Genomic DNA, 22,360 nt, shown 5'->3' with positions numbered 1-22,360 from the left:
ATTAATGATTAATAAGTCTGACTTGGTAATACCTGGGCCACCTTTACGTGGGATTTTATCGCCTGCTGAAACATCAATAACGTAAATAGTTAAATCAGAAAGTTCGGGGCTAAAAGTAGCACTTAAATTGTCACCACCACTTTCGACTAAAACAAAATCTAAATTGGGATGCATAACTTGTAATTCGTCGATAGCAGCTAGGTTCATAGATGCATCTTCACGAATAGCAGTATGCGGACATCCGCCTGTTTCCACGCCGATAATTCTATCGGCGGCGAGTGCACCATTTTTGGTTAAAAACTCTGCATCTTCTCGTGTGTATATATCGTTGGTGACTACTGCCATATTATATTTGTCACGTAGTGCTAAGCATAATTCGCGTAGTAAAGCGGTTTTTCCTGAACCAACAGGGCCGCCAACGCCAATGCGTAAAACTTGTTTCTTCATTTTTGTTTCTCTTAAAAGTTTATAATTTGGGTTTTTACGAACGAAAAAGACGTGAATATTGCGATTCATGCCAAGCACTTGCCATGGCTAAATGCGGTAAACTGGTGCCGATGTCTTCATCGTCAATAGTGTTCGATTTTTCGATAATTGATTGTGTATTTTCAGTTAATTCAAATAATAAGTTTTGTGCTTGCGTTTGCCCAAGCGGTACTAACTTTGTTGCCGCTGCGACCTGGTTATCTATGTAGGTCCAGCAATAACCGCTTTGCGCTGAAATTAGGTCTAACTTAAATACATATGCACACAATGCAAAGGCGCTAACAAAACTGATCTCTGTTAGCTGTATAATCGCTTGGTAGCCACTAACGTTAATATTGTTAAGTTGCTTTATCAGCATTATTAAAGCTTTGCCCATGGCTAAATCAGCGAGTAATAGTTCATGGCTTTCACGACAAGCAATTAAGTGTGTATTCCAGTATGCAAACGCGTTTAAGTCATTGTTATGTAGGGCACTGAATAACCTTTTTAAAATAGCTAAGTCAGTTTTTGCTATTGATTCTTCTAAATTAATTTCGATCCAACTTGCGGTTGTTTCTGGTGATGTTAACCAACCCATTTCTACCGCGTATTCCAAGCCTTGTGAGAATGAAAAGCCACCAACCGGTAAATTGGCGCTACACAGTTGAAGTAGCCGATTTAATTGCATCGGATAATTATGTTGAATATTATGTTGAATATTCTGTTGATTGCTTTGTTCAATATTAAGCGTATTAGTGGGCATGTGCATGGCTATGTTTCTCATTACTGATATTGTCAGAATGTGCATGAGAATGACCACCTTTGCCACCATAAGCACCACTTTCTGGCTCGAAAATAGCGGGTGCTTTATCAATGGTTAAGCCATATTTTTCGGCTAAGGCTTCTAAAACGTGATCGGGTTTAAAGCGCAACCAAAGCTCTCCAATTTGCAATGAGGTATGTCTATTCCCTAAGTGATAGCAAACTTTACAAAACGTCAGCCAGTCCGTTGCAATTGCGGTAGACACAGGCTCTGCTTCGCCTTTAATTTCTACGAATAAACCGCATTCTGTTTTTAATATTTCACCGACTAATAACGGATGACCACGTTCCATAAAAATACCAATGTCTGCGCCGCCATCTGTTGTACCTTTGATACGGGCTTTTTTACGGGTGTCTTGGTCTAAGGTGATTGAGTCAACTATTTCACCATGAGTATGATCTAAACGTTCATAAGCTTTTAACATGTAGTTTCCTAAAATAAACAGTAAAGTTGAGATAACGGCAGGGTAGTTGCTGGCTCGCAGGTTAACAGCTCGCCATTGGCTCTTACTTCATAGGTTTGGGCATCAACGTCTATTTTGGGTTGCCAGCTGTTATGGATCATATCGTCCTTTCCAATGTTTCGGGTGTTTTTACAAACGCCAACCATACGTGTCATACCTATTTTTGCCGGTACATCGGCATCAATTGAAGCCTGTGACATAAATGTCATTGAGGTTTTTGCAGGAGCACTACCATAGGCACCAAACATGGGACGATAATAAACAGGTTGTGGCGTAGGAATAGAAGCATTGGCATCGCCCATTGGCGCGGCAGCAATAAAGCCCGACTTTAAAATCAGTGCCGGTTTTATACCAAAAAATGCTGGTTTCCATAATACTAAGTCAGCCAATTTACCGACTTCTATAGAGCCTACTTCATGGCTAATGCCGTGGCTAATTGCAGGGTTTATAGTGTATTTTGCGATATAGCGCTTTATGCGAAAGTTATCGTTTCGTTCGGTATCAGGTGCTAATGGCCCACGTTGTTGTTTCATTTTATGGGCGGTTTGCCAAGTGCGGGTGATCATTTCTCCGACCCGTCCCATCGCTTGCGAGTCAGAGGCGATCATACTGATGGCACCTAAATCGTGCATTATATCTTCTGCCGCAATACTCTCTTTACGAATGCGTGAATCAGCAAAGGCAATATCTTCTGGGATAGAAGGATCTAAATGGTGACAAACCATCAACATATCGAGATGTTCGTCAATGGTATTGATGGTGTAGGGACGAGTGGGGTTGGTTGAAGAAGGCAACACATTGGCTTCACCACAGGCTCTAATAATATCAGGCGAATGTCCGCCGCCAGCACCTTCCGTATGATAAGTGTGAATAGTACGACCTTTAAACGCACCTAAAGTATCTTCGACAAAGCCCGATTCGTTTAGGGTATCGGTGTGAATAGCAATTTGTACGTCGTAACGTTCAGCAACCGATAAGCAGTTATCAATAGACGCAGGTGTTGTTCCCCAATCTTCATGAAGTTTTAAGCCACAAACACCGGCTTCAATTTGTTCTTCTAGTGCAAGAGGTAAACTAGTATTACCTTTACCTAAAAAGCCAAAATTCATTGGAAAGTCATTAGTGGCTTGCAGCATTTTATAAATATTCCACGGACCCGGCGTACAGGTGGTCGCCTTAGTGCCTGTAGCTGGGCCAGTTCCGCCACCGATCATGGTGGTGACACCTGACATTAATGCTTCTTCTATTTGTTGCGGACAAATAAAGTGAATGTGCGCGTCAATTCCGCCCGCGGTTAGAATTTGTCCTTCGCCAGCAATAACTTCAGTGCCGGCTCCTACTTCAATATCGATATTGTCTTGAATATCAGGGTTACCGGCTTTGCCAATGATGGCGATACGACCATTTTTAATGCCTACATCGGCTTTAACAATGCCCCAATGATCAATAATTAACGCATTGGTGATCACTAAGTCTACCGTTTCAAAGCACGAGGCCTGACTTTGTCCCATGCCGTCACGAATAACTTTTCCGCCACCAAACTTAACTTCTTCACCGTATTCGGTAAAATCTTTTTCAACTTCCAACCATAAGTCGGTATCGGCTAAACGAACGCGATCGCCAACTGTTGGTCCGAACATATGAGCGTAAGCGTTTTTATCAATGCTAGCCATGTTTATAAATCTCCTTGAATTTCAGCACGAAAACCAAATACGCGGCGCTGTCCACGAAAAGCAATCAATGTTACTTCGCGCTCTTGTCCGGGTTCAAAACGTACTGCGGTGCCAGAGGTGATATCTAAACGAAAACCTTTTACCGCTGCCCGATCAAAATGTAGCGCGGGGTTAACTTCATAAAAATGATAATGCGAGCCAACTTGAATCGGTCGGTCGCCTGAATTAGCCACGATAACTTTTAGTTGCTTACAACCTACGTTGAGCTCACGGTTACCTGGGTCAGTTTTTATTTCACCTGGGATCATATGTAATTCTCTTGTATCCAAGTTATGATTAAATAATGGGGTTGTGAACGGTGACAAGTTTAGTACCGTCAGGAAATGTGGCCTCTACTTGAACGTCTGGAATTAATTCTGAAACACCATCCATTACTTGTTCGCGTGTTAATAGCGTTCGACCATAATCCATCATCTGTGCAACGGTTTTACCATCACGTGCACCTTCAATTATTTCCATTGAAATATAAGCCATTGCTTCAGGGTAATTTAACTTTAACCCTCGGTTGAGTCGTCGCTCTGCTAGCAAGGCTGCGGTGAATATCAGTAGTTTGTCTTTCTCTCTTGGTAATAAATCCATAGGTTTCTCTATTTTTTATTTTTACGATTTTATCTGCTTTCAAAACCATCAATATATTAGGTGCTTGCTGCTTAATTAGGTATGCCAAATACGTGGGATATTGGCTGGCTTATTAAGATATAAGGGCCTCATTAATTGCCATAATTTAATGAAAAGTGTTTTACATTCTTCACCATGTTGACCTAAATAACGTATGACTAATAACTGCCGTATTTGGCTAATACTTATTTTTTGTTCTGCTTTATCCTCAATAACTACATCACGTAATTTAGCGATAAGTGCTTTATTTTCTGTATCGTTAATTAAACCTTTTGCCGCATAAGCTATAAAAGTGGCAAACACACTTTTGTTATTTAATCCGGCTATATGTTGCTGTATTTTATTCTCAGGTTTAATGGAAATTCTATCGTGGTAAAGTAACGTATCGTCACAATAAACGCGGTTTAACTGGGTGTATCGACCATCTTTAAAAAATTGCTCAGACCGTGGTAATCCTAAGCAGGTAATATCCCAACCTAAATAAACACTGCTGCTTTTTAAATGCACATCGACAGTATTAACCCCATCAGCGCCTTCATAAACAATGGTTTCCAGTGGAAAATTCTCACACTTTGCATGCTCTGCTAAAAATAACTCGCAGTGCTGTGCTTGTTTAGGGTCACCAATAGAAAGGTCTTCACGAGCACGGTAAAAGCGATTAGCACCAGGCGTAGTCACTAAACTATGCGCCTGCTGATTTACCTTAATATTTATTCGTAGTTCATCACCCGACACAATACCCGCTGGTGGATGCAATAAATAAATATGTGCGCATTCACGCCCTTCAGGATAAAAAGCTTTTTGCACACTTAACGGGCCATTGCGCTCAGTGCGGGTAAGCTGTGTGCCGTTTGAAGTGTCACTAAACTCTAATAACAGGTTAGCTAGCCAAGCACTTTTATTTGTTTTCACAGTCGTTAAGTTTTTTGTTAGCACGTTAGCTGTCATTATTATTTATCATTATTTTTATAAAACGGTGAGGTATATCAATGTTATAAAGGCAAGTTGCACAAATTGCGCCAAAGAATATAGGTAGGTAGTTAATTGAGTATTTTTAAGTTAAGTTAACGCAAAATGTTTAGCGTCACATACTATTCATAGCAACGAGTAATGGTTGCTGTAGGCATTTTATTTAAAAACTTGAATCGCTTAAGTCATAGATAAATAAGAGCAGTATTGATGACTAAAATAGACATTTGAATGCACCGATTTAGTGCGGGCGCATCAATATCAGGCGCTAAGGTGATTTTTAACCGCATTTTTATTTTTTATTATATTTTAAGTTATTGAACTTTAATGAATATATTTGTTTTATGTTAATATACTTTTACTATTTTAATGGTCTGTAATGTGCATGTAATTAAACAAGTATATTTTAATTGCTGATGTAAATATCAGGTTAGTTTTAAGGGAACAAATGGACTCCGTACTTGTTATTATTGCTATATCGTTAGCGCTTGCTAGTGTCATAAATATTGTATTAACCAAATTTTCAATTTCGCATATTATTGGCTATATCATTACTGGCACCATCGTCAGTAACTTTTTCGACTTTAATGGCAGTACTACACCTCACTCACTCGAGCTTATTGGCGAGTTCGGCATTGTTTTTCTTATGTTTACTATAGGTTTAGAAATGTCTTTTTCTAAACTAGGTAAAATGAAAGAGCTGATATTTTTTAATGGTTTTGTGCAGGTGGCTTTCAGTTCCTTGGTTATCTTTGCGATGGCCTTTTATATCTTTAATGTCGAACCCATTACGTCTTTAGTTATTGCCCTTGCATTTAGTTTGTCTTCAACGGCTATCGTTTTACCCTATCTGAAAAAATCAAAAGATATTGTTACGCCTTATGGCAAAAAATCAGTCGCTATATTGGTATTTCAAGACCTAGCGGTGATCCCTATTTTATTACTGATGGGTTTTTTATCGAATAATGAATTATCGATGTCAGACATATTATTAAAAACTTTTTTGTATGCCGGCGTTATTATTCTTTTTATGTTTACTATCGGCAAAAAATTAATTGCTTGGCTATTACACTTTTCGGCCAGTGCCCGTATGGAAGAGCTCTTTTTAAGTTCAGTGTTTACTATCGTTTTGGGCGCGTCATTACTAGCACATGAAATGGGTTTTACCTATTCTTTAGGCGCCTTTATCGCTGGTATGATCATCGCCGAAACTAAATTTCATATAAAAGTTGAGTCAGATATAGCGTCGTATAAAGATTTATTATTAGGGGCGTTTTTCTTTGCTATCGGCACCAAAATTGATGTTTTATATTTTGTCAGTAATCTGCATTGGGTGTTGGGGGTTTTAGCGCTGGTTATGTTGATAAAGGCATTGATTATTTATCTATTGATCAGAATGAAATCTAATAAAAGTGAGTCGATAAAATCTGCGGTAGCGTTATGCCAAGTAGGGGAGTTTTCGTTTGCTATTTTTGCTATGGCAATGAATCACAACCTGTTGTCGGAAAGTATTGGCAGCTTTTTAATATTGATCACTGTGTTATCAATGATATTAACGCCCTTTATGGTCAGTAATATCTATAAAATTGCCGCTATATTTGTTGTTGAGTTTTTTGAATCCGACAAAATAACACCTGTTCAAGCCTCTAATCATACCATTGTGTGTGGTTTTGCTATTTTGGGTAGAATTGTTGCAAAAGAACTCAGCAATAAAGACGTAAGTTTCTTAATTATTTCTGATAACTTACAGCATGTATTGCTGGCAAGAAAGCGTGGCTATAACGCATATTTTGGCCATTTAGACAAAGCGCCAGTATTGGAAGCGTTACGGGTAGAACAAACTAAGAGTATTATTGTTACGGTTAACTCTGTAGCGAATAAACAAGTTATTTGTGAAGCTGTGTTGGATTATTATCCTGAAGCAAATCTAATTGTTAAAGTGAGTACCTTAGAGGAAAAAGCGGCACTAGCCGATATAAAAATAAGCTCTTTTGTTCATGCGCAGCACGAAACAGCAGTGCTTTTAGTTAAACAAAGCATGCTTTGATTTAAAGAGTAGAATATTCTTACCTCTGTTATTTAGTTTTAATATCAAGTTTGTTGAGCTTATTTTAAGTAACAAAATTAGTTAACTAGTTTAGTCTACTAATTTTTATTTAATTAGTGTTTTTATTTAATCAGTGTTTTTGTTGCATTAGGAAGTGAAATTACGGATATAAACTAATGTTTTGGTTATTTCTACATTGAGAATAAAAATGCCTTGAATTGTACTGAATCAATTCAAGGCATTTTTTATGAGGTATGACTAATTAATGGGTTATAAAGATGCAAAACGTTTGGTATGAATATCAGTACTACCAAACAAAAATTGTATGGTAGTTAATCGTTTAAATATATGACCTACATCAAGCTCATCAGTCATGCCTATAGCACCATGCAGTTGTACCGCTTCACGGCCCACTAAGTTTGCTGCTTTACCAATTCGACTTTTCGCTGCCGATAATGCTTTGGCATCTTGACCATTATTACTGTCCATTTTTAATACAGCCATTAACAGCATCGACTTAGCTTGTTGGTGCTCGATAAACATATTTACTAGTCGATGTTGCAGTGCTTGGAAAGTGCCAATAGTACGACCAAACTGTTTACGTGTTTTTGCATACTCTACTGTGCGTTCATTGGCTATTTGCATGGCACCAACAGCTTCGGCGCAAACAGCGAGTGTGGCTTTGTCGATAATATTGTTAATGGCTGGCAAAGCATTGTCTTGCTCACCTAACAATCCAAGGGTCGGGGTATTATCAAACCAAATGTCAGCGGCTTGGTGTCCGTCAACATTGGCATAACCTTCACGTTTAACACTTGGGTGATTAGCATCAACAAGAAATAAACTGATGCCATTGTTGTCATTTGTTGCCCCTGAAGTTCGCGCGGCAACGATTAAAGTATCAGCATGATTACCGTTTAACACGACAGACTTGTGACCTGTAATAACAAATTCACCATTGTTTTCACTAGCGCTACATTTTACATTATTTAAATGATAACGGCTTTGTGGTTCAGCATAGGCAAAGGCCATTTGTAGTTCACCTGCCATGATTCTAGGTAGGTAATCGTCTTTTTGTGCTTGATTACCCGCCAAGGCAATTAAGCCACCTGACATAACGGCAGTTGCTAAAAATGGTTCAACGACCATGCCTTTACCAAACTCTTCCATGACCAGCATAAGGTCGACCATAGAACCACCTAAACCACCGTCTTCTTCGGTAAATGGCAGCATTAACCAGCCAAGTTCAGCAAATAAGCGCCAATTTTCTTGACTAAAACCTGTGTTAGTTTCGAGTATTTTTCTACGTGTTTCAAAATCGTAATCGTTGAGAATAAACTTCGATACACTATCTTGAATCATTTGTTGTTCGCTATTTAACGAAAAGTCCATTGTAAACTCCTAATACTAATTTAAAGGCCTAAAACGGCTTTGCTGATGATGTTAGTTTGAATTTCGTTACTGCCACCGTAAATGGATGCTTTTCGGTTATTAAAGTAACGTAATGAACTATTCGTTGCCATATCAGGACCAATGCTTTGCCCGTCAAAGTCATCATTGAATTGCTCAGGAACATATGGCATTGAGTAGTACCCAGCGGCTTCAACATACAACTCGTCTATCGCTTGAATAACTTGGGTGCCAACAATTTTTAATATTGATGATTCTGGTCCCGGTGCTTGACCTGTACTAATGGCTGAAAGGGTGCGTAACTCAGTATACTCTAGGGCTAATAAGTCTAATTCTACTTGTGCGACTTTTTGCGCAAAAATAGCGTCATCAATCAGTTTGTTATCTCCATCCGGAGATGTTTGAGCCAAGGTTTTTAATTGCACTAGGCGATCTTTGGAAATAGCAACCCGAGCAATACCTGTTCGCTCATGTGTTAATAGGACTTTAGCGTATGTCCAACCTTTGCCTTCCACGCCGATAAGATTTTCAGTAGGTACTCGCGCATTATCAAAGTGAACTTCATTAACTTCATGTCTACCATCAATAGTAATAATGGGTGATACAGTAATTTTAGGGTCGTGCATGTTGATTAACAGGAAACTGATCGCTTCTTGATTTTTCGCGCTAGGCTCTCCTGTTCTAACTAAGCAAAATATCCAATCAGCATGTTGCCCGAGTGTTGTCCATGTTTTGGTGCCGTTAACAACATATTCATCGCCTTCTTTTACCGCTGTTGTTCTAACCGACGCAAGATCAGAACCTGCACCAGGTTCTGAATAACCCTGACACCACCAAACATTACTGGCTAATATATCAGGTAGAAAACGTTGTTTTTGTTCTTCATTACCAAAGGTATAAATGACAGGTGCAACCATTTTCAATCCAAAAGGGATCACATCTGGGCCACCGGCTTTAGCGCATTCATTGGCAAAAATATATTTTTGCGTTTGTGTCCAACCGGTTCCACCGTGCTCAACTGGCCAATTAAGTGCTGACCAACCTTGTTTATGCAGTATTTTTTGCCACTCAATACATTCATCTTTTGATAAATGTATCGAATTTTTGGTTTTTTGAGCGATGTTTTTTGGCAATTTATCTTGCAAAAATTGCTGCACTTCTTGTTGAAAGTTTTTTTCTTGGGCGGTAAAATTTAAATTCATTGTGCAAATCCTTCGTTGGTCTTAATTTATTGAATATCTCTGATCATATTTTTGGCAATAATCATTTGTTGAATTTGTGTCGTACCTTCGTATAACCTGAATAACCTAACGTCACGATAAAGTCTTTCTACTGCGTATTCTGAAATATAACCTGCACCACCATGAATTTGAACAGCTTTGTCAGCGACTCGGCCAACCATTTCTGTGGCAAACAATTTACAACAAGATGCTTCAGTACTTATCTTTTTGCCTAAATCTTTTTGTCTTGCAGCATCAAGTACCATGCATTTTGCGGCGTAAGCTTCAGCTTTACTGTCTGCTAACATGACTTGAATCATTTGGTGCTCGGCAATGGGTTTTCCAAATTGCTTTCTGTCTATTGCATACCTTAATGCATCGTCAATTAAACGTTCAGCAATGCCGACACTTAAGGCTGAAATATGTAATCTGCCTCTATCTAATACTTTCATTGACGTTATAAAGCCTTTTCCTTCTACCCCTCCAATAATATTTTTGGCCGGGACATGACAATTTTCAAAAATAACGTCACAGGTATGTGATCCTTGCTGACCCATCTTTTTATCTTTAGCACCCAATGTAATGCCTGGCGTAGAGGCATCTACAATAAAGGCAGATATACCTTTAGCGCCTTTAATCGATAAATCTGTTCGAGCCATTACGGTAAAAGTGCCAGCTCTTGGGGCATTAGTAATAAAACGCTTAGTACCATTAATAATATACTCATCACCCTGTTTTATTGCCGTAGTTTTTACTGCTGAGGCGTCAGAGCCAACGTCTGGCTCTGTTAAACAGAAAGATCCAATTAGCTCACCTGTGGCATATTTGGGTAAGTAGGTTTGCTTTTGTTCGTCTGTTCCGTCGAATACAATGGCTGCAGAGCCAATTCCATTGTTAGTCCCAATGAGTGAGCGAAAAGCCGGTGATGTTCTACCTAACTCAATGGCGACAAGCGCTTCCTCCTCCATAGTCAGGCCTAAACCATCATACTCTTCAGGAATGGTCATACCGAACAAGCCCATAGCTTTCATTTCTTGCACAATATCATCTGGAATAGCGTCATTTTCTGCTACTTCATTTTCCGCAGGAACTAAACGTTCTCTAACGAACTTTGAAATACTGTTGAGAAATTGATCCAACATTTCTTTATCTCGAATCATTTACAATCCCTTAGAAAATTTTACATTCCGCACAGTGGAACACATGATTAATGTAATATCAAGATGTAATTATAACTAATACCGCTGTATACACTTAATAAACAATAAATATAGAATTTTTGCTCTAAATAAATGTTGTCAGCATTAATGTTAATATTAGGTTAAATTTAAATTAAGTGGAACTTGTGGTCAAATAAAGTACTTGCATATTCCGCTAGGCAGAACTAGTATCGGTTCGAATTGTTTATTAGTGTGTAGGTTTATTAAACTGTTTTTAATTTGAACGACGCAGGAATTAACCTTATCGCGGTTGGATTAATAAATGATTGTTTAACGCAAAATATGCTCTAGATAGAAAACTGTAAGTGCAGTTTTTATGAATCTTTATAAATATTTTATGTGCGAATTTATTATTACTTTACAACCAAGACGCTGGCGGAGAATCATCGCAGTTAACAGAATAATTAATGACTATTGGCAGTTATCTAATAGCCATTAATTGAAAATATTAAAACCATAATAAAACAAAGTGAATAACGGGGAAGCAGATGAAAAATACCAGATTAAAGCAAAATGCTATAACAATCGCCATCAGTGCTGTGCTTGGGTTAATGGGCAGCACTGCCATATATGCCGAAGAAGTAAAAGAAACAGATGCAAAAGATATTGAGAAAATCCAAATTATTGGTTCTCATTTAAAAGGTTCAGCACTTGAAACCTCAGCACCTGTACAAACGATTAGTAGAGCCGATTTAGAAAAAATAGGCTCTCCATCTATCGTTGAAATGACACAAAAATTGTCAATTAGCTCTGGTATTCAAGGTAATTCTAATCAATACGGCTCTAATGGCACCGAAGGTACTTCGAACATTAATTTAAGAGGACTCGGGGCAGGGCGTACATTAGTACTCATTAATGGTAAAAGACACACCTTTAACCCTTACTCTATTGTTGACCAACAAATGCTTTATGTTAACACCCAAGATATTCCTTCAATGGCGGTTAAGCGCGTTGACATGTTAAAAGAAGGTGCAGCAGCTATATATGGTTCTGATGCAATAGCAGGTGTAGTGAACTTTACAACCCGAGGCGATTTTGAAGGCTTAGAAGTAAAAGCGGACTATAAAAATTTACAAGATAGTGATGGCGATTACGGCTTAGGTTTAATCTTTGGCTTAGGCAATGATGATACCCATTGGGTAACTTCTGTGAGCTATGATAAAACCAACACTATAAGCACTGCAGATAAAGATTGGGCGGTACAAGATTATGCTGCTAACCCGCAAGGTGGTTGGTCATCAATAGGTAATCCGCCGTCGATATTTAATGCTGCTTGGCTTGGTGATGATTCACAACCTAAATATTTATTAGATCCAGGTTGTGAAGTATTAGGCGGAACAAAAGCGGGTTTATGTAGATTTCAATATACGCCATTCTCAGCATTAAATGATGGTGATACACACTTAAAAGTTTTTAGTGAATTAAACCATGACTTTAACAATGATATTAGATTACATGTTGAAGTGTTGTATTCAGAAACTGAGGTTCCCACCACTTATGGCTCGCCGTCTTATCCTCCACAAAAGTTGGTCGATTTTTCAGATCGTTATGTACCGACCTATCATCCAGCATGGCAAGCTTTAGTGGCGAGCAATCCTGAATTTGCTAGTGCTCCTCACCCTTCGTTAAATCGCGTCGCTTATATTGGTCGCACCGTAGGTGTTACTGGGCCGTCAAGTGAAGGTGGTTTAGACTATAAAACTTATCGTATTGCAGCAGACCTGGAAGGTAAATTTGATAATGGCTATAACTGGGAAACAGGTTTTGCTTATTCAAATTCAAAACTTGATTATCGCAGTAACCCCGATACCTTAATCGTACCATTGAAGAATGCTTTGTTAGGTTATGGTGGCGATAATTGTGATATGGATGCGGGTGTACCCGGTGCAAATGGCTGTTTATTCTTTAATCCGTTTTCTAACGGCATTGAAACATCGGCTTCTAATGGTGCGACTAACCCAAACTATCAACCTGAACTAGCTAATACACAAGAGGTGTTAGATTATGTGTCAGGAACAAGAACTTCGCAAAAAGCCACTGAATTATTAGTGCTTGATGGCTTACTTTCAGGTGATTTAGATATTGAATTGGACGGCGGTGTTGTTGAGTTTGCTGTTGGTACTCAGTATCGTTATGAATCTTTTTCAAATGAAGTTAATGACCTAGGAAATTTAGCTATAAATCCATGTCCAGTAATGGGTGAAACAGATTGTGCAAACCCAACGGGGGTTTTTCATTTTCGTAGTGGTGAGTTAAATCAAGATTCATCGCAAAGTATTTATGCTTTATTCAGTGAATTAGCGTTACCAGTATCAGATGATTTAAAAATGCAAATAGCCTTACGTTATGAAGATTATGGCGGAGATGTTGGTGATACCTTAGATCCAAAAGTATCAGCGCAATACACCATTAATGATAACTTTTCATTACGAGGCTCTGCCAGTACAACCTTTAGGGGACCAACACTTAATCAACTAGAAGGTAGTAATACAACGCTTTCTTATGTTGGAGCTCCTGCCGCCTTTAAAGCTGTTGATACTCAAGGAAATGGTGCCTTAGCACCTGAATCTGCCGTTGCACTAAACTTTGGTGTTATTGGTGAGTTTTGGGATGATCGCTTATTCGCAACCGTTGATTTTTGGTCCTTTGACCTAAGTGATCCAATCATTGTTGAAAACTATAATGCAGTATTAGCTGCTGCAGTTGCCGGTAAACAACCTTATGTTGATCAAGTGCAATGGACAGAGCCTGGTAACGCAAATACAGTTGAACGTATTGAAACTAAAATTATCAATGGCGCTGATGTTAAAACAAGTGGTATTGACGTTCAATTACGCTTAAATGTTACCGATTATTGGACCTTGGACATGAATGGAACGTATACCGCGGAATATAAAGTGGCTGGTGATGATTTATCAGAAGCTTTTGACGCAGCTGGTTTCCTAAATAATACTAACTCTAATCGTCCAATACCTAAGTATAAAGCTACCATGATCAATAGCTTCGATTTTGAGAATCATAATATTAGTTTATCTGCTTATTATGTAAGTGATTATAAAGATGAACGAGATTCGTTATTTACCACTAACACTAGAGGTCAAGTCATTGATAGCCAAGTACAGCTTGATTTAAGTTATAACTATATCTTTAATGATGATCTAACCAAGGTTAACTTAACGGTAAGTAATTTAACGGATGAAGAGCCTCCTTTTGCTCGTTTAGATTTAAACTATGACCCATTTACACATAACCCTTTAGGTCGTACATTTAAAATCAGCGTTGTGCATAAATTTGGTGAATAATCACTAAAATGAGACAAAAAAGTTAAGTCATTTACTCATGAAGATAAGGTACTAATCCTGGCTTTGTTGACTGATGAGATAAAAATCCGATGGTTAAAATCATCGGATTTTTTATGTACAGAAATTACGGTATGTTGCAGACACAGGAATGTATCAGAGCGAAGAGCGCCTTTTAATCGCGCTTTTGATCAAATAATATAAAAATAAATAAGGGTCATTATGCTTATTAAACTTAAACTACTTTTAGTTTTATCACTCAGCGTATCTGTATCGGTTTTTTCAGCACCGCTAACATTAACAAGTCAGGATATTATACAAGGTGAATTTATGTCTAAAATACATGAATTCAATGGCTATAATTGTTCAGGAGGAGACTTGTCACCACACCTTAAATGGTCTAACGCACCTAAAGGCACCAAAAGTTTTGCTATTACAGCTTATGACCCCGATACATCTTCAGGCAGTGGTTGGTGGCATTGGCAGATAATAAACATACCAATAACAGTAATGGAAATGCCAACCGGCGCAGGTAGTAAAAAAAATACTAGTACACCAATCGGGAGTACTCAAATAGAAAATGATTTCAGTATTCCAGCTTTTAGTGGCGCTTGCCCACCTAAAGGCGATGGTTTGCATCTTTATCGTTTTACAATTCATGCACTGGCTGTCGAAAAAATCGAATTGCCAGAAAACGCCTCTGGTGCATTAGCAGGTTACATGATAAATCTACACTCTATAGAATCAAGCACGATTGAGTCTTTGTACCAACGCGATTAGCCTGAATATATGAAGTATGATTGAATTAATCTTATTTGGCTTACTATATGTTTAGTCGGTGAACTGAACTGAACTGAACTGAACTTCAACGGCATTGCATACGTAGTATATTTACAGTCAAATGTAAGTAAAATTAAATGGAAAATAAATGATTTTTGATGTTGCTAAATTAGAAAGCCAAGAAAAGTATCGTCTCTTAAATGGTGGTATAACTCCCAGACCAATCGCTTGGATCAGTACCCGATCACGCGATAATATTGATAATTTAGCGCCTTATTCATTTTTTACAGTCGCAAGCTGTAATCCTCCTGTGCTGCTTTATACCCAAGTAACACAACGAAGTGGCATTGATAAAGACACCTTGCAAAATTTAATTGAAACGGGTGAATGTGTTGTCAATATCGTTAATTCCGCTTTATTAGAAAAAATGAATCAGACCAGTGCAAGTCTGAAAATTGATGAAAGTGAATTCGATTTCGCTGACGTTGAAAGTTGTGCAAGTTATAAAGTACAGCCTAGCTCAGTTAAAGATGCGCCAATTCGATACGAGTGTACTTTAAGAGAAGTTATTCCGGTAAGTGATTTACCCACAGGCGGTACGGTAATCCTTCTCGATGTAAAGTATGTTTATGTTCGAGATGACCTGTATAACGATGGCAGTATAAATCAAAAATCAATTGATTCAGTGGGTAAAATGGGCGGAGATTACTTCAGTTTTACAACTAAAAATGTAGAACTTAAGCGGCCATAAAAGCAAATTTTTACCATTAAATATCACAGATTACTTTCACTCTTATCCACCTTTTTTTAACCAATGATGAAATATAGCCTAAGCGAAATTTAGGGGATTTTTAGTTGATCATTCTTCGGTAATTATCATTGTTGCTATCGCAATGCTCAGTAGGGTTACTTTTACTTCCTCAAACGTGAGTGAGCTGTCTAATTTATTTAGTTAACAACGTTAATTGATCTAAAACACACTTTCAATCGTTAAATATAGTTGACAATGTTATGCCGCTATTAAGCGTGTAACAAGTTATTTTAAGGTGATTCAATGTTAGGGTAGCTGAGTAGATATTATCTTAAAAACATTTTTGCAGGACTGATAAAGGACAAATTATGACTGAGAAAAACAAGGTAAAAGCATCTGATTTATTTGTACAAGCATTAGAAGCGGAAGGTGTAGATCATATTTTTGCTGTACCAGGAGAAGAAAATCTGGATATGGTGGAGTCTTTACGTAAGTCATCAATTAAGCTCGTTTTAACTCGCCATGAGCAAGGTGCTGGGTTTATGGCTGCAACTTATGGGCGCCTTACCGGTAAAGCCGGTGTTTGCATGGCAACACTTGGGCCAGGAGCAACTAACTTAGCAACACCTGCAGCTTATGCTCATTTAGGTGGCATGCCCTTAATTATGATCACGGGCCAAAAACCAATTAAAACCTCGAAGCAAGGACAGTTTCAAATTATTGATGTGGTTGGCTTGTTTGATCCTATCTGCAAAATGTCTAAACAAATTGTTCACGGTAATACTATTCCTTCATTAGTGCGTGAAGCTTTTCGCCTTAGTGAAGAAGAACGTCCCGGCGCCGTGCTTTTAGAACTACCTGAAGACATTGCAGAAGAAGACTGTAATGCAGACATCATAATGCCTCATAAGCGCCATTATGCTAGTCCTAACGATGTTGCTATTGACGAAGCGGTTGCACTGATAAAAACAGCTAAAATGCCGTTAATCTTGATTGGAGCTGGCGCAAACCGTAAAAACGTTCGAACGGCACTGTCTGATTTTATTGATGCTACCCGTATTCCGTTTTTTGTTACGCAAATGGGTAAAGGCGTTGTTGATGAACGCTCAAGTCTATTTTTAGGTACTGCAGCTTTATCATCGGGTGACTACCTACATTGTGCTATTGAACGTGCCGATGTCATTATTAATATTGGTCATGATGTTATTGAAAAACCGCCTTTTTTTATGGAATCAGGAGGTAAGAAAGTTATTCATGTCAATTATAAATCAGCGCAAGTTGACCAAGTTTATTTTCCACAATCAGAAATTGTTGGCGATTTAGTGACCTCAGTGAACGCATTAAAAGATAAATTAGCGGGAGAGGTTAAGTTCGATAGAAGCTACTTTGATAAAATAAAACTCGCGATTGATGAACATATTGAAGAAAGTGCTGATGACGCTCGCTTTCCTATTATTCCACAACGCTTCGTTGCAGATATTCGAAAGGTTATGGGCGAAAAAGACATTATAGCCCTTGATAACGGCATGTATAAACTTTGGTTTGCACGAAACTATAAAGCTTATCAACCCAATACAGTATTACTTGATAATGCGCTTGCTACCATGGGAGCAGGCCTGCCATCGGCTATGATGGTTGCGATGTTACATCCTGATCGACGCGTAATGGCAATATGTGGTGATGGCGGTTTTATGATGAACTCACAAGAGATAGAAACAGCAATTCGTTTAGGTTTGAACCTAGTGATAACGGTGTTAAACGACAACTCTTATGGGATGATCCGTTGGAAGCAAGCCAGTGTTGGTTTTGATGATTGGGGCTTAGAGTTTAACAATCCTGATTTTGTTAAATACGCAGAAAGTTATGGCGCGACAGGGCATAGAGTTACATCTGCTGAAGATATTATTGCAACTTATGAAAAAGCATTTTCAGCGGGAGGGGTTCATCTTGTTGAATTGCCCGTTGATTATTCTGAAAATAAAAAAGTATTAATTGATGAGTTGGCAGCGAAAGTTTGTTTGATTTAAAAGTGTTATTTTAATATTGCTTATTTTCAAACTAACTTTAACCTATTAAAGAGGATATTATGGTCGATTTAGACAAAAGTAAGATAGCTGAGAAGCTTGATGTTTTTAATCCATATGATCAAACTTATCTAGGCTCTGTGCCGATGTTAGAGTGGGCAAAGATAGATAATTATTTAACGACTTCTGAGCAACTCTTTAAAGACCGTCAGCAATGGCTACCAGCATTTGAGCGAATAAATATCCTCAAGAAAGTAGCCGTGTTAATTTCTGAAAGAGCAGATGAATTAGCACTTTTAATTGCAAGCGAAGGCGGTAAACCGCTGGTTGATGCTCGAGTAGAAGTCACGAGAGCAATTGATGGTGTGGAGTTGTGTGCTAAAGAAATAGCCAACTTAAAGGGGAGCCAAATCCCCATGGATTTAACCCAAGCGGGTGCTGGAAGAATTGCCTATACCAGTAAGGAGCCTATCGGCGTTGTTGTTGCTGTTTCAGCGTTTAATCATCCGTTAAACTTAATTGTACATCAGGTGGCTCCAGCCATTGCTGCGGGTTGTCCTGTGCTTGTTAAACCTGCCGGAGACACGCCATTATCTTGTAAGGCATTTGTTGATATTTTGCATCAAGCGGGATTACCACCACAGTGGTGCCGTTTTGTTATGTGTGAAACGGCAACGTCTGAAAGAATGATCACAGATCCTCGTGTCGCTTTTTTAAGTTTTATTGGTTCAGCTAAAGTAGGTTGGATGTTGCGCTCTAAATTAGCACCAGGCACACGTTGCGCATTAGAACATGGTGGAGTTGCTCCGGTAATTATTGAAGAGAGTGCCGATATAGACGCGATGATCCCGAGCTTGCTCAAAGGCGGTTTTTATCATTCAGGTCAAGTTTGTGTTTCTGTACAACGTATTTTTGCGCCTAAAGCCAAAGCTAAAGCAATCGCCCAAAAGTTAGCAGATGGTGCAGCAAAACTTATTGTCGGTAATGCTATTGATGAATCAACTGAGTGTGGACCCCTTATTCGACCTGCAGAAGTTGATCGTATTGAAGCTTGGGTTGATGAAGCCGTGTCAGCAGGCGCAACATTGCTAACCGGAGGTAAGCGATTAGGCGAAACAACTTATGCACCAACCGTACTGCTTGAGCCGCCAGTAGATGCAAAAGTTTCTACTATGGAAATTTTTGGACCTGTTGTTTGTGTGTATGGCTATGACGATATTAATCAAGCGATTGCTCAAGCTAACGCTTTAGAATTTGCATTTCAAGCGTCGGTATTTACTAAAAATCTAGATATAGCCATGAAGGCAATAAATGAATTAGATGCTACTGCGGTTATGGTTAATGACCACACTGCATTTCGCGTTGATTGGATGCCTTTTGCTGGGCGCAAACACTCGGGTTATAACACCGGAGGTATCGCTTATACCATGCATGATATGTCGCAAGATAAAATGGCAGTTATTAAGCTTTAAGTCTTGCTAAGCACCAATATTGATTTAATTTTAGTAACCTTTTATAGAATGTATCGTTAAAAAATAAAGGAGTCTCTAGTTGCTAGAAACTCCTTTATTTGTACTATTATTAATTAAGCTAACGTTTTAGCTTTTGACTAGATATTATTATTAAATGGTTAGTTATTGATTACTTAATCTTTTGCCAAAAGAGATAGCGTAAGCAGGTGAACGCATTCTTAATATTGGATCTGCGCTTGGGGTAAACCCTGCCGACAATATGTTAGGGTCAAAGTTAGTATTTTTGCATGCATCACCGCCACTAGTATTAACCGTAACTGTTCCAAGCGCTACTTTAGCACGTTCACTTGGCCACTGTTTTGATGGGTCAATATCACTATCTTCTGCCTCACCTAAGCTCGCCATAATGGTAAAACTAACCTTGCTATCTTTAAGTTGCTGCGCGAAAGTATCTGCTAAAAACTCAGATGGCATATTAGCAACCTCTGCTTTTTCCAGTGTCTTTACACCTAAGCTTGGTTCAATATTCCAGCGAAATTTAGTTTTTTGTCCATTCGATTGTTCAAAGTAAAATGTGTGAAGACCAAAAAACTCAGTATTGGCAAATGACGCTGGTGTTTTAGCCGTTTTATTCCATAAAACGTTAGCTTGAACGCTTGGATTATTTTCGACAAATGCGATTGTTTTTTCTGGGTCAGCTTTACCATTTTCGTCAGGAAGTAAAGTAGACAAAAAACCATAAAAAACTTCAGGGTTTTTGCCAGCAAACACAGGGAAGTTATTACCTGTGAAAGTATGTAAAGCGCCGTTAGGCAACTTTATTTGCATGCCCACACCACGAGTGCCAGGGGCTTTTTCATCACTATTTGGATTAGCACCACCGACGGAAAAACGCAGTGATACTGGTAACTCACCACTCGATAATAAGGCTGCTCCTGTGAAGTGCTTATTAGGCGCTGGCAAAAAAGTGCCTGATGCACATAAACCATTAGCATGTGCCTTTCTATAACCAGGATGTTTTCCACCGAGCTTTTCGAACATTTCAACTAAATCATTTGCTTGAATTTCTTTTTCAGTTGCTAATGCATTTGAAGTTGCAGCAGCACTTGCCATTATAAATAAAGTAGTAATACTTGAGGTGATGAGGTTATGTTTCATTGGTGTTCCTTAGTGTTATTATTACATCGATGGTTAAAAGTACGAAAAATTTAGCTGCTAAGATCATAATATTATTTTCAATGATATCAAAAGCTATTGAATCGATTCCTTATACACTCCTTATAGGAGCGAATAGGCTAAGCTTTCTTTGCATATGTAAAACTTTTGTATACAGAGAACTCAGTAACCTTGTTAGATTAACTGGATATAAATTCATTTAATTTCAAGTGGTTAATGTAAGTTATTAATATTTAACTCTGCTCATATATTGCAAGTAAACTGCTGAATAATGGTTTAACACCCTTGCTAATTACACAAATATAATAAGAAAAATGTCTAAAGCCAATAGTACTATTATGCTGTATAAACCATTCCACTTTACTCCCATTTGAAAGGGAGAAATTTCGGTTATTCTAGCGCTAATACGAACAGAAGTAGTAGACGGAGAGCTACCGGCAACTACAGCCCAAGTCATCATCATTACAAGCGCTATGGTAACTGGCATATGTTCGACATTCGGCAATTGAGACAAGGCTCCAGCCATTAATGTGACGGAAATCATCGGACTGACAAATAAAAGTGCGGCTATATATATTAGCCATGAAGATGCAATTAATATCTGCGCAGCAGATATATTCAAATGAGCTAATTGTTGTGCAAACCAGTCAAGATCTAACACCGCCAATAACAAACGGCCAATGAGAACCGACCCTGCAAAAAAAACAATTTCTGAACGTTGTAACGGTAATCTAAAAAATATGTCGGTTCCAAAACGTTTAACCGTTAACTTTACTGCGCTGAGTTTATTAAATGATCGACGATACTGCGAATATATCCAAACTATGCTAACTATCGGCGCACTGACTAACACCGCAGAAATCGGTCGTAATGGAGTGGTAAGTATTAGTAACCCCGATATTAATGCTAACGTGATGACAACCATAATAATGGGGTAACTCACCTTCAAGTCTGAAAAATTGTTGGAAATTTTTGGCACAAGATGTCTAAGATGTTTGGGCGCCTGAACATGGTCGAGCCAAATGCCAAATAAAAGTAGCGCTAATGTGAGGTATAAGCCATAGGGGATAATATCTATCCACTGTAAATTAGGGATAGTGGTTACTAATAGCGTAATGGTGATTGAGGTAGGAGCCCACAAAGGTATACTACAAAAACCTCGCAGGACAGCTAACATCATGCGCCGCTGTCTTGTACTGCTGATTCGTGTGTCAACGGTATCTTTATTTTCAAGTAAACTTCTCTGGATCATGGTACCTAATAAATTAATAGCGCCAACACTCATTAATATGCCCAAAATATGGCTAGCAAAGCTGAGCAACGCATAACGTCTGACAGGGTGTTGCTGTAAAAGTACATGGCCGGTGAGGTTAACTGAATTTGAGCTTAAGGCTGCTTCTTTTAATAGCCCAAGGGCAATTAAAAAAAATGCAAAAAAAACTACGCTGCGACTTAACATACCTAGCTGGTGTAATGATATTTGAGACAACAATAACAAGGATATTGTTAAGCCAATAGCAACTGATGTGATGATTTTTGTTGATAAGTCTAGAGATTTCCACTCAATAATAATAAATATTATTAGCATGAATACAGCCAAAAGTGCTGTTGGTTGGTATCCAGTCCATTCTGTTATCAAGGTCGTGAAAAAAATAATCACTAGGCATAAAGGCGATAGCCAAAAAGAGGGGAGACTTAAGCTCTTATCGTGTTTCATGTCACTAGCATTACTCATCAGTAGTTTTCTTTTACATGAATAGTTGATGTTAAAAGCCGTATTAAAAAACTTTCGTTTTTAGGTCTTGTCATCTTATTTCCTAAATGACAGTTTCTGTTCAAGTAACGCCGGGGCTGTTAGGGGATATTTAATTTTATTCATTCATGTTTTAC

General features: G+C 38.4%; 18 protein-coding genes. 6 read left to right on the top strand and 12 right to left on the bottom strand.

The features are described from left to right. The 7 genes from ureG to H4J50_RS14110 form a co-directional block, all read right to left on the bottom strand. A partial coding sequence (gene ureG, locus H4J50_RS14140; protein WP_182257093.1) for an urease accessory protein UreG occupies window positions 1–447 on the bottom strand: 447 nt, incomplete at its 3' end. Window positions 448–481: 34 nt separating this feature from the next. Beyond that, the gene (locus H4J50_RS14135; RefSeq protein WP_182257092.1) at window positions 482–1,228 is read right to left on the bottom strand and encodes an urease accessory protein UreF; all 747 of its coding nucleotides are present in this window, start codon (window positions 1,226–1,228) and stop codon (window positions 482–484) included. Beyond that, window positions 1,218–1,712 carry an urease accessory protein UreE gene (locus tag H4J50_RS14130; protein WP_182257091.1) on the bottom strand — a complete coding sequence of 165 codons (495 nt, stop codon included), beginning with the start codon at window positions 1,710–1,712 and terminating at the stop codon, window positions 1,218–1,220. Before H4J50_RS14130 ends, H4J50_RS14135 begins: the two co-directional genes overlap by 11 nt. Window positions 1,713–1,720: 8 nt before the next feature. Then, window positions 1,721–3,424, bottom strand: a complete 1,704-nt coding sequence (ureC, locus tag H4J50_RS14125; protein ID WP_182257090.1) for an urease subunit alpha — start codon at window positions 3,422–3,424, stop codon at window positions 1,721–1,723. A gap of 2 nt (window positions 3,425–3,426) precedes the next feature. Continuing rightward, a complete protein-coding gene (locus H4J50_RS14120; protein ID WP_182257095.1) occupies window positions 3,427–3,732 on the bottom strand; it encodes an urease subunit beta in 306 nt (101 codons plus the stop codon). Window positions 3,733–3,760: 28 nt separating this feature from the next. Next, complete coding sequence (locus tag H4J50_RS14115; RefSeq protein ID WP_108455609.1) at window positions 3,761–4,063, bottom strand: urease subunit gamma; 303 nt, start codon at window positions 4,061–4,063, stop codon at window positions 3,761–3,763. A 75-nt stretch (window positions 4,064–4,138) separates the two neighbouring features. Then, window positions 4,139–5,050 carry an urease accessory protein UreD gene (locus tag H4J50_RS14110; protein WP_182257089.1) on the bottom strand — a complete coding sequence of 304 codons (912 nt, stop codon included), beginning with the start codon at window positions 5,048–5,050 and terminating at the stop codon, window positions 4,139–4,141. Window positions 5,051–5,519: 469 nt separating this feature from the next. On the opposite strand from H4J50_RS14110, the gene H4J50_RS14105 reads away from it, so the two are divergent. Beyond that, window positions 5,520–7,118 (top strand): cation:proton antiporter, encoded by a 1,599-nt coding sequence (locus H4J50_RS14105; RefSeq protein ID WP_108455611.1) that lies wholly within the window; start codon window positions 5,520–5,522, stop codon window positions 7,116–7,118. 270 nt (window positions 7,119–7,388) lie between these two features. On the opposite strand, the gene H4J50_RS14100 is transcribed toward H4J50_RS14105, so the two are convergent. The 3 genes from H4J50_RS14100 to H4J50_RS14090 are packed head-to-tail and all read right to left on the bottom strand — an operon-like array spanning window position 7,389 to window position 10,908. Further along, window positions 7,389–8,510: an acyl-CoA dehydrogenase family protein gene (locus H4J50_RS14100; RefSeq protein WP_182257088.1), complete on the bottom strand. Its 1,122-nt coding sequence runs from the start codon at window positions 8,508–8,510 to the stop codon at window positions 7,389–7,391. Window positions 8,511–8,530: 20 nt separating this feature from the next. After that, on the bottom strand, window positions 8,531–9,730 hold the full coding sequence (locus tag H4J50_RS14095) for an acyl-CoA dehydrogenase family protein (RefSeq protein ID WP_182257087.1): 1,200 nt from the start codon (window positions 9,728–9,730) through the stop codon (window positions 8,531–8,533). 26 nt (window positions 9,731–9,756) lie between these two features. Further along, complete coding sequence (locus tag H4J50_RS14090; RefSeq protein WP_182257086.1) at window positions 9,757–10,908, bottom strand: acyl-CoA dehydrogenase family protein; 1,152 nt, start codon at window positions 10,906–10,908, stop codon at window positions 9,757–9,759. 548 nt (window positions 10,909–11,456) lie between these two features. On the opposite strand from H4J50_RS14090, the gene H4J50_RS14085 reads away from it, so the two are divergent. The 5 genes from H4J50_RS14085 (at window position 11,457) to H4J50_RS14065 (ending at window position 19,294) form a co-directional block, all read left to right on the top strand. Continuing rightward, window positions 11,457–14,270, top strand: a complete 2,814-nt coding sequence (locus tag H4J50_RS14085; RefSeq protein ID WP_182257085.1) for a TonB-dependent receptor domain-containing protein — start codon at window positions 11,457–11,459, stop codon at window positions 14,268–14,270. Window positions 14,271–14,489: 219 nt separating this feature from the next. Continuing rightward, window positions 14,490–15,047, top strand: coding sequence for a YbhB/YbcL family Raf kinase inhibitor-like protein (locus H4J50_RS14080; protein ID WP_182257084.1), 558 nt, complete (start codon window positions 14,490–14,492; stop codon window positions 15,045–15,047). A 148-nt stretch (window positions 15,048–15,195) separates the two neighbouring features. Further along, on the top strand, window positions 15,196–15,798 hold the full coding sequence (locus H4J50_RS14075) for a flavin reductase family protein (RefSeq protein WP_182257083.1): 603 nt from the start codon (window positions 15,196–15,198) through the stop codon (window positions 15,796–15,798). 368 nt (window positions 15,799–16,166) lie between these two features. Further along, a complete protein-coding gene (locus H4J50_RS14070; RefSeq protein ID WP_108455618.1) occupies window positions 16,167–17,825 on the top strand; it encodes an acetolactate synthase large subunit in 1,659 nt (552 codons plus the stop codon). Between the two features lie 59 nt (window positions 17,826–17,884). After that, the gene (locus tag H4J50_RS14065; RefSeq protein WP_182257082.1) at window positions 17,885–19,294 is read left to right on the top strand and encodes an aldehyde dehydrogenase family protein; all 1,410 of its coding nucleotides are present in this window, start codon (window positions 17,885–17,887) and stop codon (window positions 19,292–19,294) included. Window positions 19,295–19,456: 162 nt separating this feature from the next. Here the strand turns inward: H4J50_RS14065 and H4J50_RS14060 are convergent, their stop codons facing one another. Together H4J50_RS14060 and H4J50_RS14055 are read right to left on the bottom strand one after the other, a co-directional pair. Next, a complete protein-coding gene (locus tag H4J50_RS14060; protein WP_182257081.1) occupies window positions 19,457–20,452 on the bottom strand; it encodes a catalase family peroxidase in 996 nt (331 codons plus the stop codon). A 310-nt stretch (window positions 20,453–20,762) separates the two neighbouring features. Beyond that, a complete protein-coding gene (locus tag H4J50_RS14055; RefSeq protein ID WP_259366255.1) occupies window positions 20,763–22,058 on the bottom strand; it encodes a hypothetical protein in 1,296 nt (431 codons plus the stop codon). Between the last annotated feature and the right edge of the window lie 302 nt (window positions 22,059–22,360).

Source organism: Colwellia sp. 6M3, from assembly GCF_014077595.1.
Classification (GTDB): domain Bacteria; phylum Pseudomonadota; class Gammaproteobacteria; order Enterobacterales; family Alteromonadaceae; genus Cognaticolwellia.
The sequence above is the reverse complement of the archived record's forward strand: the minus strand, read 5'-3'. Positions and strand labels throughout refer to the sequence as shown.

Coding starts and splice junctions, on each gene's coding strand:
- H4J50_RS14135 (WP_182257092.1), bottom strand. CDS start 1,228: ATGCCCACTAATACGCTTAATATTGAACAAAGCAATCAACAGAATATT.
- H4J50_RS14130 (WP_182257091.1), bottom strand. CDS start 1,712: ATGTTAAAAGCTTATGAACGTTTAGATCATACTCATGGTGAAATAGTT.
- ureC (WP_182257090.1), bottom strand. CDS start 3,424: ATGGCTAGCATTGATAAAAACGCTTACGCTCATATGTTCGGACCAACA.
- H4J50_RS14120 (WP_182257095.1), bottom strand. CDS start 3,732: ATGATCCCAGGTGAAATAAAAACTGACCCAGGTAACCGTGAGCTCAAC.
- H4J50_RS14115 (WP_108455609.1), bottom strand. CDS start 4,063: ATGGATTTATTACCAAGAGAGAAAGACAAACTACTGATATTCACCGCA.
- H4J50_RS14110 (WP_182257089.1), bottom strand. CDS start 5,050: ATGACAGCTAACGTGCTAACAAAAAACTTAACGACTGTGAAAACAAAT.
- H4J50_RS14105 (WP_108455611.1), top strand. CDS start 5,520: ATGGACTCCGTACTTGTTATTATTGCTATATCGTTAGCGCTTGCTAGT.
- H4J50_RS14100 (WP_182257088.1), bottom strand. CDS start 8,510: ATGGACTTTTCGTTAAATAGCGAACAACAAATGATTCAAGATAGTGTA.
- H4J50_RS14095 (WP_182257087.1), bottom strand. CDS start 9,730: ATGAATTTAAATTTTACCGCCCAAGAAAAAAACTTTCAACAAGAAGTG.
- H4J50_RS14090 (WP_182257086.1), bottom strand. CDS start 10,908: ATGATTCGAGATAAAGAAATGTTGGATCAATTTCTCAACAGTATTTCA.
- H4J50_RS14085 (WP_182257085.1), top strand. CDS start 11,457: ATGAAAAATACCAGATTAAAGCAAAATGCTATAACAATCGCCATCAGT.
- H4J50_RS14080 (WP_182257084.1), top strand. CDS start 14,490: ATGCTTATTAAACTTAAACTACTTTTAGTTTTATCACTCAGCGTATCT.
- H4J50_RS14075 (WP_182257083.1), top strand. CDS start 15,196: ATGATTTTTGATGTTGCTAAATTAGAAAGCCAAGAAAAGTATCGTCTC.
- H4J50_RS14070 (WP_108455618.1), top strand. CDS start 16,167: ATGACTGAGAAAAACAAGGTAAAAGCATCTGATTTATTTGTACAAGCA.
- H4J50_RS14065 (WP_182257082.1), top strand. CDS start 17,885: ATGGTCGATTTAGACAAAAGTAAGATAGCTGAGAAGCTTGATGTTTTT.
- H4J50_RS14060 (WP_182257081.1), bottom strand. CDS start 20,452: ATGAAACATAACCTCATCACCTCAAGTATTACTACTTTATTTATAATG.
- H4J50_RS14055 (WP_259366255.1), bottom strand. CDS start 22,058: ATGCTAATAATATTTATTATTATTGAGTGGAAATCTCTAGACTTATCA.